This is a genomic window from Streptomyces sp. NPDC057302 (assembly GCF_042667685.1).
GTDB lineage: Bacteria > Actinomycetota > Actinomycetes > Streptomycetales > Streptomycetaceae > Streptomyces.
Map to the genome: position 1 here is coordinate 50,719 of NZ_JBHUZJ010000058.1, position 9,904 is coordinate 60,622.

At 66.9% G+C, this 9,904-nt stretch carries 10 protein-coding genes; 1 reads left to right on the forward strand and 9 read right to left on the reverse strand.

The genetic code is table 11. The features are described from left to right. Window positions 1-247 precede the first annotated feature (247 nt). The 9 genes from ACFUPX_RS31170 to ACFUPX_RS31210 all read right to left on the reverse strand — a co-directional run bounded on the left by ACFUPX_RS31170 (window position 248) and on the right by ACFUPX_RS31210 (window position 8,281). Window positions 248-1,864, reverse strand: a complete 1,617-nt coding sequence (locus tag ACFUPX_RS31170; protein WP_383330112.1) for a beta-N-acetylhexosaminidase — start codon at window positions 1,862-1,864, stop codon at window positions 248-250. Between the two features lie 96 nt (window positions 1,865-1,960). Next, on the reverse strand, window positions 1,961-2,269 hold the full coding sequence (locus tag ACFUPX_RS31175) for a DUF3039 domain-containing protein (protein ID WP_249589642.1): 309 nt from the start codon (window positions 2,267-2,269) through the stop codon (window positions 1,961-1,963). A 488-nt stretch (window positions 2,270-2,757) separates the two neighbouring features. Then, complete coding sequence (locus ACFUPX_RS31180) at window positions 2,758-3,471, reverse strand: hypothetical protein (protein WP_383330115.1); 714 nt, start codon at window positions 3,469-3,471, stop codon at window positions 2,758-2,760. After that, window positions 3,468-4,055 (reverse strand): hypothetical protein, encoded by a 588-nt coding sequence (locus ACFUPX_RS31185; RefSeq protein ID WP_383330118.1) that lies wholly within the window; start codon window positions 4,053-4,055, stop codon window positions 3,468-3,470. The genes ACFUPX_RS31180 and ACFUPX_RS31185 overlap by 4 nt, the downstream gene beginning before the upstream one ends. Window positions 4,056-4,064: 9 nt before the next feature. Then, window positions 4,065-5,339, reverse strand: a complete 1,275-nt coding sequence (locus tag ACFUPX_RS31190) for a putative T7SS-secreted protein (RefSeq protein ID WP_383330121.1) — start codon at window positions 5,337-5,339, stop codon at window positions 4,065-4,067. Beyond that, window positions 5,336-5,650 (reverse strand): hypothetical protein, encoded by a 315-nt coding sequence (locus ACFUPX_RS31195; protein WP_383330124.1) that lies wholly within the window; start codon window positions 5,648-5,650, stop codon window positions 5,336-5,338. Before ACFUPX_RS31195 ends, ACFUPX_RS31190 begins: the two co-directional genes overlap by 4 nt. A 35-nt stretch (window positions 5,651-5,685) precedes the next feature. Further along, window positions 5,686-6,717 (reverse strand): hypothetical protein, encoded by a 1,032-nt coding sequence (locus ACFUPX_RS31200; RefSeq protein ID WP_383330127.1) that lies wholly within the window; start codon window positions 6,715-6,717, stop codon window positions 5,686-5,688. Next, window positions 6,705-7,358 carry a hypothetical protein gene (locus ACFUPX_RS31205; RefSeq protein WP_383330129.1) on the reverse strand — a complete coding sequence of 218 codons (654 nt, stop codon included), beginning with the start codon at window positions 7,356-7,358 and terminating at the stop codon, window positions 6,705-6,707. The genes ACFUPX_RS31200 and ACFUPX_RS31205 overlap by 13 nt, the downstream gene beginning before the upstream one ends. 308 nt (window positions 7,359-7,666) lie before the next feature. Then, window positions 7,667-8,281, reverse strand: coding sequence for a YqgE/AlgH family protein (locus ACFUPX_RS31210; protein ID WP_383330132.1), 615 nt, complete (start codon window positions 8,279-8,281; stop codon window positions 7,667-7,669). A 245-nt stretch (window positions 8,282-8,526) separates the two neighbouring features. Here ACFUPX_RS31210 and murA point away from each other — a divergent pair, with 245 nt between their 5' ends. Then, window positions 8,527-9,867 carry a UDP-N-acetylglucosamine 1-carboxyvinyltransferase gene (gene murA, locus ACFUPX_RS31215; protein ID WP_383330135.1) on the forward strand — a complete coding sequence of 447 codons (1,341 nt, stop codon included), beginning with the start codon at window positions 8,527-8,529 and terminating at the stop codon, window positions 9,865-9,867. The last annotated feature ends 37 nt before the right edge of the window (window positions 9,868-9,904 follow it).

Genomic DNA, 9,904 nt, shown 5'->3' on the forward strand with positions numbered 1-9,904 from the left:
TTACGCCTGTTCCGCCGTACGGTACGTGCTCACAGCCCGGACGTGGCAACTCTGGCACATCTTCCCCGGCCCCCGGCGCGGGGGTCCGCTAGGAGCCATTCGTCCCCAGACCTGGGGGATGTGCCGTTTTCACACGCCCTCGGCGGTCAGCGGGAATTGCCACTCTTCGGTGACCCTTGTACGACTTTCGCCGGGTCGCCCGCGCTCGCGGCGCGAGCGGCCCGGCACACGGACCGCGGGGTGCGCCTCACACGTTCGGGGGCGCCCCTTCGATCGGGCGTCCGAGTACGCCAGGACGCTTCTGCCACGGCAACGGGCCGCCGGGCGGGCGGTAGTCGACGCCGAGTGCGTCAAGTCGCGCGTAGTGCGGGGTCATTCGGCGCTCGAAGTCCGCGTAGTCGCGCTCGGCGGGTGCCGGGAGCGGGCTCCAGGCGACCTCCGCGAAGGCGGCGAGGCGCGGGAACACCTGGTAGTCCACGCGTGCGTGGTACTCCATCACCTCGGTCCATACGTTCGCCTGGGTGCCGAGCACGTGCCGGGCCTCGTCGGCGGTGAGCTGGGGCGGCAGCGGCTCGAACCGGTAGACGTCCTCAAGGGTGCGTACGAAACCGATGGGCGCGGGCTCGTCGGGGCCGCCGTCCTGGCGGTGGTCCAAGTACACCTGCTGCTCGGGACACATGACGACGTCGTGACCGGCCTTGGCCGCGGCGATGCCGCCGCCGTATCCGCGCCAGGACGACACGGTGGCACCTTCGGCGAGGCCGCCTTCGAGGATCTCGTCCCATCCGATGAGCCGGCGCCCACGCGCGGTGAGCCAGCTGTCGAAGTGCCGGATGAACCAGCTCTGCAGCCCGTTCTCGTCGCCGACCCCCAGCTCCTTGATGCGGGCCTGTGCGGCGGGCGACTCCCTCCACTGGTCCTTGGGGCACTCGTCACCCCCGACGTGGATGAAGGTGGAGGGGAAGAGCTCGAGCACTTCCTCGAACACTCCCTCGTAGAAGCGGAGGGTGTTCTCGGTCGGTGCGAGGACGTTCGGATTGACGCCCCAGGTGTCCCACACGCCGAGCGAGGCGGTGTCCACGACGTCGGTGTTGCCGAGCTCCGGATAGGCGTGGATGGCGGCCTGCGAGTGCCCGGGGATGTCGATCTCGGGTACGACGGCGATGTGCCGCTCATGGGCGTACGCGACGATCTCGCGGATGTCGTCCTGCGTGTAGTAACCGCCGTGCGGGGTGTCGCTCCACAGCTCGGAGGCGCGGTGCCCCCACTTCGAACGCGGGCGCCACGACCCGGCCTCCGTCAGCTTCGGGTAGCGCTTGATCTCGATGCGCCAGCCCTGGTCGTCGGTGAGATGGAAGTGGAAGACGTTCAGCTTGTGCGCGGCAAGGAGGTCCAGGTACCTCAGCACCCCGTCCTTGGGCATGAAGTGCCGGGCAACGTCGAGCATCATGCCGCGCCACCCGAAGCGCGGGGCGTCCTCGATGAGGCACCCCGGGACGGTGTGCGGACCCCCCACCCGCACCGGCGCCCGCCGGAAGGCGTCGGCCCCGACGAGCTGGCGCAGGGTCTGCGCACCCCAGAAGAGGCCGGGGGCCGAGCCGCCGACGATCTCGATGCCGCCCGCCCCGACGGTGAGCCGGTACGCCTCGGCCGCGAGGGAGTCGTCGATCGCCAGCGAGATGCCGCTGCCCTCACCCGGGGCCAGGGGCAGTCCGAGCGCGGCGCCGAGGGTGGAGCGCAGCCAGCGCTCGGTGGACTCGGTGCCGGGGGCCGCGCGGAGCACGGTCTCCTGGTCGAGGAAGAAGCCTTCGGTGTGCGGTCCCTCGGCGCGGGCGGGCGCCGGGATCAGTTGCTCAAAGGTCATGCGGCGAATCTGCCACGCGACGGCACAACGCAAAAGGGGCGTTGCGGCACACGCAACGCCCCTTCACGAGAAGGCTCCGGACAGCTCCGGCGCGGGCTACTTCTTGCCGCCGCCCTTGCCGTCCTTACCGCCCTTGTCCTTGTCGCCACCGGCGCTCATGGACTCGTAGATCTCCTTGCACATGGGGCAGACGGGATACTTCTTCGGGTCACGCCCCGGCACCCACACCTTGCCGCAGAGCGCGACGACGGGCGTACCGTCGAGCGCGCTCGCCATGATCTTGTCCTTCTGGACATAGTGCGCGTAGCGCTCGTGGTCGCCGTCACCGTGCGACACCTGTGGCGTCGGCTCTACGAGGGTCCCCGTACCTGCCCCGCGCTCGGGCTCGGGCTCAAGAGTGCTCATGGCATCCAAGGGTACCTACGCCCACCGCCAACCGTCAGCGCCGCTCACCGTGCCTTCGTGCCCCGCATTTGTGTGGGTCCTGCGATCACCCCCTGAAACGAATCAGCCACCTCTATTGATTGGTGGCTACACAGACATGCTGATCGTTGGGCAGATGCATACGCCGGGCCACGCCTGGGGCGCGAGACCGCCCGGCACCTCGGGGACAGCGTCACCCTCCATCCGCAGTGGGATGGGCCGGACCGCATACGAATACGACGCATCGGAAACCAGATATGGACTACCGAGCTGACCGACCTTCTGCGGAAGTCTCGAACGGGGGGATTTTCGGAAATATCTGAGGTTTCTCTGATACCGGCGTGATCTGGTGGCAGAGCGAGACGTTCGAGATGCTCCCCCTGGTCGTGAGCACCGTCACCGGCGCTACACTCCCCGGCCTCTGGCCTCGGAGGGGCCAGCCGGACCTCGCCTGCGCCGCCGACCGGCCTTCACTTCCCCGTATCCCGGTCCGGGATGATCAGAGCCTCGCCGTCGGCGTCGAAGAGGCGGATGCTGCTCACGATGTTCCCGAACATCGTCGAGAACGAGTCCCATCCCACCGAGGTGGGCGTACTCAGCTCCATCATCAAGGTGGTGCCGTTCGGCAGCGGGACATAGACACGGATATACGGCGTCGAGATGGTGAGGCCCTGCGGGTCCTCGGTCAACTCGCCGGTCACTTTGTCGTCGCGCGTCCCGATGCAAGACACTGCCGGACCACACGGGAGCTGGATGTCGGTGACCTCACCCGCATCTTCCCGGCGCAGGCTGGATGCGATCGCCGCGAGCGGGTCCTCATCCTCACCTTCGGGGCTGTCAGCCAGCGCTGCGTAGACGGTGGCGGTGCACGGGGTCCCGTCAACTGCACCCACACAGACAGCCGCGAACTCGGCACCCGCCTCCAACAGGTCGTCCATGCCAAGTGCGCAGATCACCGCGAACTTCAGCCAGTCCTCGACCTCGGTACCGGGCAGCGCCTTCTGGGCGAGCTCCTCAATGAGCCGAACCGCCTCGTCTTCGTCCTCCTCGTCAATGGGGATGTCGTGGAAGATTTCCGGCATCACCCAACGGACGTGGATGTCGTCGGCCTGGACGCCGTTGGCACCGGGCGCTGCCTGTGTCGGAATGAATTCCAGTCGGGACGGCACAGTGGGGGCGGTCACTTGGGGGCGCTGCCTTCCGGAAGGGACGGAGCGGGTAGCTCCGGTGCGCCGGGGAAGAACTTCCGCGACGAGGCGTACATGCCGTAATGGGGATACAGAAGGGGCACATCGGCACCGCCGTTGCGCGCGATGACGACAATCTTTCGGTAGAGACGCACTCGGCACCGCATGTTGCGGTTGGAAACGTCGAGCAAACTGCGTCGCCTCAACAGGTACATCGCAAGCAGCAATCCACAGACGATCAAGGCGTCCGCGACGATGAACCCGATCTGGAACGGCCGCGGCTTCGTGGAGGCGACCAAGTCCCAGAACGGCCATGCGCCGGCACCGAAGACGAACAGGGGCAGCGCGAAGAGACAGCCGAGGATTCCCGCTTTCGACGTGTCCTGGCTTCGATGGAACAGCAGTCGGAGCACGGCGGTGTCATCGAAGAAATCGAAGTCCACCTCCCTGCCGTGTCTCTCCGCCGCCTCGCGGGCCGCCGGGACAGTGGCGATGACACTGCCGGGAATCAGATCGTGAACCACCCCACCGTCATCGACGAACTGACCGTTCTCCATGGCGTGGAAGTCGCTTGTCAGCACATGCTCTCCTTACCCAGCGGGCGCCAGGGCACCGTGGAACGGCGCGGATGTCGGGCTCGGCCGTGGCGATGGCGAAGGCGCACTCGGGGTCGAGGGCGCACTTGGTGGCGTACTCGGGTGCGGGCGGGCCCCGGGGCCCGTACCGGGCGTGATGTGGTTCGGCTTTTCGTCCTCTCCCGGCAGGACCTGCTGCAACTTCATGAAGGATTCCACACCCAGTTTGGACAGGGCGGCTCCCTTGATGAAGCGGGTCACGTTCTCCGGCGCCCAACCTCCGGCTGGGATCTTCGAACCCCATTTACCCAACAGCTTGGACGCGACGCCGGCCCCACGGTTGATGTTCTTCACTGCAATGCCGTTGGTGAACATGCCCCACATGGTGCGCTGCGCGGTAGCAAGGCGGGCGCCCTTGGCACCCGCGGTGAGACCCTTCAGCGCGCCGAGGCCGGGAATGATGCCCAGCACGTCAATGGTGATCGCCACCGCATCGAGTTTTCCGCCCCGGGCGAAGACGTCGTACAACCGCCCGGACAGGGCAGTTGCACTCATCGCGGCGGCAACGCCGATGAGGATGGCGGCGGCGCCACCCGTCAGAACGACCGCCGCGACCAATGCCGCCACCGCCAGAACCGTCGCGATGGCCGTGAACCAATCCGCGTGATCCGCTATCCAGTCCATGAACCCACCAGGGTCCCGGACCCCGTCGTGATGGATCACATTCTTGATCTTCTTGGCCGCCGCGCTCGCCGCATCATCGCGGATCTCCACCGCGTTCATAATCTTCTGCCGATGTCTGGCCATGACCGATGTGGCGTCATCGCGCTTCTTCTGTTGCTTCGTGCGATCGGCGCCGTCCTCCCGCGAGGAGGGGATCGTCCCCTTGGTCTTCTCCAGCTCCTTCATGGCAGCCTTCTGCTCGACCTCCGCCGTGCGGAACTCCTCCAGCGCCTTGTCCGCCATGCGCTGCGCACGGTGCAACTCGCTGGCGTACTCCTTCGACTCGCCCTCCCTGACCTTGGTACCAAGGGCGTTCGCAGCCTCGTCATAGCGGTCATATGCCTTCTTCAGGCGCCCCGCGGTCTCTCCTGCGATGTCGTGGAAGGCGCGCCCGGCCACGCTGTCCCAGCTGTCGACGGACGCCAACGCCTTGATGTTCCGCGCCTGCTTGTCGATCTCCTCGGCCATGCCGCGCAGCTTCTTGCTGAGGTGTGCGACCTCGTACGGGTCGCCGGGCACGGGATCGGAGTCATAAAGAGGAGTCCAGTCACTCGGCCGCCCGCTCACTTCTTGCCCTTCTTGTCGCTTTTCTTGGCGTCCCGGAGCGCGTTGGCGAGTTTATGGTCGACGTCCTCGTACGCCTTCGCCGCTTCGGCCGTGAACTTGGCAAGGTTCTCGATGTCCTTGTTCAGCTTCTTGCGCGTCTTCTTCCATGTGCTGGAGAAGTCGTCGAATATCTCGCGCAGCTTCTCGCTGCCCAAGTCCTTCTCGTAACCGTCGGAGGGGTCGCCGTTCTCCTTGAACTCACGGTGGATGCGGTAGAGCGACTCCGAACAATCCTTGATGAGGTCGAGGTCGGCCCTGATTCTGTCTGCCACGGGCTTAGGCCTTCTCCATGCGTGGACCGTCTTGGTCAGCGGTTGATGGACTGGATTTCCTGGACGACGACATCCTGATCCGCACCGAACTGCCCTTCTGGCAGACCTTGCCGGCCGTCAACGACGGTGCTGGTCCAGTGGATCTTCCAAGTCACGGTGGCCTTGAGGCCGTAGGACCCGTCCCCTGACGAACGCAGGTACCTCACCCCGCACGGAGGAGTGTCGTCGGCCTTGCCCTTCGCGTAGGGCTCCCCGATCCGGCCGTTCTCGATCGGGCACACTCCCGAGGCGGGATACGTCTCCGCATCCTCAGTACCAGGCTCGATCTTGAGGGAGACCGGCTCCGCGGTAGTGGTCGCGTCGATGCCGAGCACCGGGACGGACGCGGTCACTGAGACGGGCTTGAACTCGGCCTTGTCCAGCCACGCCCACGTGGGCAGGTTGACCTTCGTCGTGCCCTCCGGCGCGAGGGCCACTTCGGTGCCGGGCACGCGGATCTCGGCGTACGCGAGGTGGGCGAGGACCTCAGGTGTGACGGCTTCGGGTACCTCGGCCGGGGGCGGGTCACCTTCGTCGACCCAGAAGTACGGCTTGTCGCAGTCGAACGCTCCAGGGGCGCTCTCCTTCCCGTCCGGGATGAAGCCGTCCCACCAATACCCCTTGCCGGCCTTCTTCTTGTTGAAGTCCTTGTAGGGCTTGCCGTCGACGTAGCGGTTGCGCTGCGACAGGTCCCACTGCGAGCCGGTGGACTCGGCCTGCCAGATCGGCTCCAGTTTCTTCTGGAGCTGAGTCGGGCTGTACGCGGGGGCGTAGTAGCACGGCGGCGGAGTCCACGTCGTGGTCGACGCCACCGGCCCGGCGGCCTTACCCGTGCCGTTCTTGGAGCGGTCATAGACGACCCCGGCGGAGAGTGTGCCGTCCCCGTCGGCACTGCCGGAAGCCGACGGCTTGCCCGCCCCCTGACCTTCACCGGGCCCGTAGGCCAAGGCACTACCAGGAGCCAGAGAGCAGCCGATGACCAACACACCGAGTGTCAGTATCCGACCACGTCTGTTCATTGCTTGCATGACGCTTCCCCCCGTTGCGACGCAAGGTCCGTGGTCTGCCAGACCCCCTGGTCGTTCTTCTTGAGACGGGTGTTGTACAGCACGTACGGACTCTCACCCGAGGAGGACTTGTCGACTTTTCCGGTCTTGCGGTTCTTGTTGAATCCCTTACTCTCGTCGGCGCAGTAGACGACCGAGGCGGTCTTGCCGCCGGACAGCATGACCTTGGGCGCGTAGTAGCGAGTCGTTCCGGTGAACGACATGTTGGCGTCCAGGTACTTCTGCACCCACTCGACGACGTCACTGAGGGCCTCGTCCTTGTAGTAGAAGGAGAGCCCTTGCGCGCCGGTGTCACCCCGCACGATGGCGTCGTTGGTCGAATCGATGCGACTGGCGGTGTCCGAGAGGACCGCGTCCTTGTCGGAACTGCCGGTCTTCCATTGCTCGTACACGTCCTTGACACCCGACGGCAGCTTGACCTCCGGTCGGTCGGCGGCGCTCGATGCACTCGGCGACTCCGACTTCTTGGCCCTGCCGGTCTCGGCACCCTCGATCTTGTCGCTGCCCTTGGAGTTGTCTTCTTCTCCGCCGCCGCAGGCCGTCAGGAGCAGAGCCGCGGTGACGGCGAGCGCGGCGGCAACGGACATAGGGCGGTGCTTCACTGGGCAACTCCCGGAGGGGCGAGGGTTCACACGAGTGACGCAACGCTATCGAGGGGATCCCGGAGAAACCAGCCACGATTACGTCGAGCGAAATCTCAACCCAGACAAGCCAGACAAGAGGGAGCCCGCAGTCACCGTCACCGGCCAGGGACCAGTCCGTGCGCTGGCTAATACGCCACGTATCAGCTGACGCAGGACGACCACCGTTGTTCGCATGTGCACCTCAGGCGTCGCGCTCCCACGGCTAACCGCACAGCCGTCCTTGCTTCTGCAACCCCTGCGCGGCCCCGCGAGCCGACACCGGGAGTTCAGTTCAGCGACGCGTCGTCCGGATACGTCGCCACCATCGCCAGTTCACTCCGCTGCCGCCGCAGCACCGCCCGCCACAGCCGCTCCGGATCCGGGGACGACACGTCCCCGGGCTCGGACTCGACCACGTACCAGGCGCCCTCGACGAGTTCGTCCTCCAGTTGGCCGGGGCCCCAGCCCGCGTATCCGGCGAAGATCCGCAGGGAGCCGAGTGCGGGGGCCAGGAGTTCGGGGGGTGTGTCCAGGTCGACCAGGCCGATCGCGCCGTGCACGCGGCGCCAGCCGATCGGCTCGCCTCTGCCGGGGCGGGGGCGGGGGCGGGAGCCGGGGGCCGCGCCCTCCTCCCCCGGGATCACCCCCACGCCGAGCGCCGAGTCGAGCGAGACGGGACCGCCCTGGAAGACGACTCCCGGCGCGCCGGTGAGATCGCCCCAGCCATCAAGGATGTCCGCGACGTCCACCGGCGTGGGCCGGTTGAGGACCACGCCGAGCGAGCCCTCCTCGTCGTGGTCGAGGAGCAGCACCACCGCGCGGTCGAAGTTCGGGTCCGCCAGGGCAGGCGTGGCCACGAGCAGCCGCCCTGTGAGCGAGGACACCTCGGTCATGAACGACATGATCCCGCATCTTTGCCCCGCGGGGGGAGGCAATGCCCGTACAGGAGTGAATGCAGCTCAGGGGCGCACAGGCGCGTCTGGAGCGCACACTTTCGCCGGTGACCCGGAGTGTCCGGTTCCGAACGTTTCGTGTTGTCACGAACTCCTGACGTGTTTCGCACGTCCTTGCCCTTACGGAAGGGGGGTACACGCCCATTACGCTTGCCCTTTGGTCCACCCGTCCATCCAATCGGAACGCGAGATTCATGACCGTCACCGACGATGTACTGCTTGTCCACGGCGGAACCCCGCTGGAGGGCGAGATCCGTGTCCGCGGCGCGAAGAACCTCGTGCCCAAGGCCATGGTCGCCGCGCTGCTCGGCAGCGCTCCGAGCAGGCTGCGCAATGTCCCCGACATCCGCGACGTCCGCGTCGTACGCGGACTCCTGCAGCTGCATGGCGTCACGGTCCGCCCCGGTGAGGAGCCGGGCGAGCTGGTCATGGACCCCTCGCACGTGGAGAGCGCCAACGTCGCGGACATCGACGCGCACGCGGGCTCCTCGCGGATCCCGATCCTCTTCTGCGGGCCGCTCCTGCACCGCCTGGGCCACGCCTTCATCCCCGGCCTCGGCGGCTGCGACATCGGCGGCCGGCCGATCGACTTCCACTTCGAGGTGCTCCGCCAGTTCGGCGCCACCATCGAGAAGCGCGAGGGCGGCCAGTACCTGGAGGCCCCGCAGCGGCTGCGCGGCACGAAGATCCAGCTGCCGTACCCGTCCGTGGGCGCCACCGAGCAGGTCCTGCTGACGGCCGTACTGGCCGAAGGCGTCACCGAACTCTCGAACGCCGCCGTCGAACCCGAGATCGAAGACCTCATCTGTGTGCTGCAGAAGATGGGCGCGATCATCGCGATGGACACCGACCGGACCATAAGGGTCACCGGTGTCGACAGCCTGGGCGGCTACAACCACCACGCCCTCTCGGACCGTCTGGAGGCCGCCTCCTGGGCTTCCGCGGCCCTGGCGACCGAAGGCAACATCTACGTCCGCGGCGCCCAGCAGCGCTCGATGATGACGTTCCTGAACACCTACCGGAAGGTGGGCGGTGCCTTCGAGATCGACGACGAGGGCATCCGCTTCTGGCACCCGGGCGGCTCGCTCAACGCGATCGCCCTGGAGACGGACGTGCACCCCGGCTTCCAGACGGACTGGCAGCAGCCCCTGGTCGTCGCGCTCACCCAGGCGGCGGGCCTCTCCATCGTCCACGAGACGGTCTACGAGTCCCGGCTGGGATTCACCTCCGCGCTCAACCAGATGGGCGCACACATCCAGCTCTACCGCGAGTGCCTCGGCGGTTCCCACTGCCGCTTCGGGCAGCGCAACTTCCTCCATTCGGCGGTCGTGAGCGGCCCCACGAAGCTCCAGGGCGCCGATCTGGTCATTCCCGACCTCCGCGGCGGCTTCTCGTACCTGATCGCCGCTCTGGCGGCCCAGGGGACGTCCCGCGTCCACGGCATCGACCTGATCAACCGCGGCTACGAGAACTTCATGGACAAGCTCGTGGAGCTCGGCGCGAAGGTGGAGCTGCCGGGCGGTTCCCTGGTCTGACCCCGCACAGCGCTGCCGCACACAGCACTGCGCACCC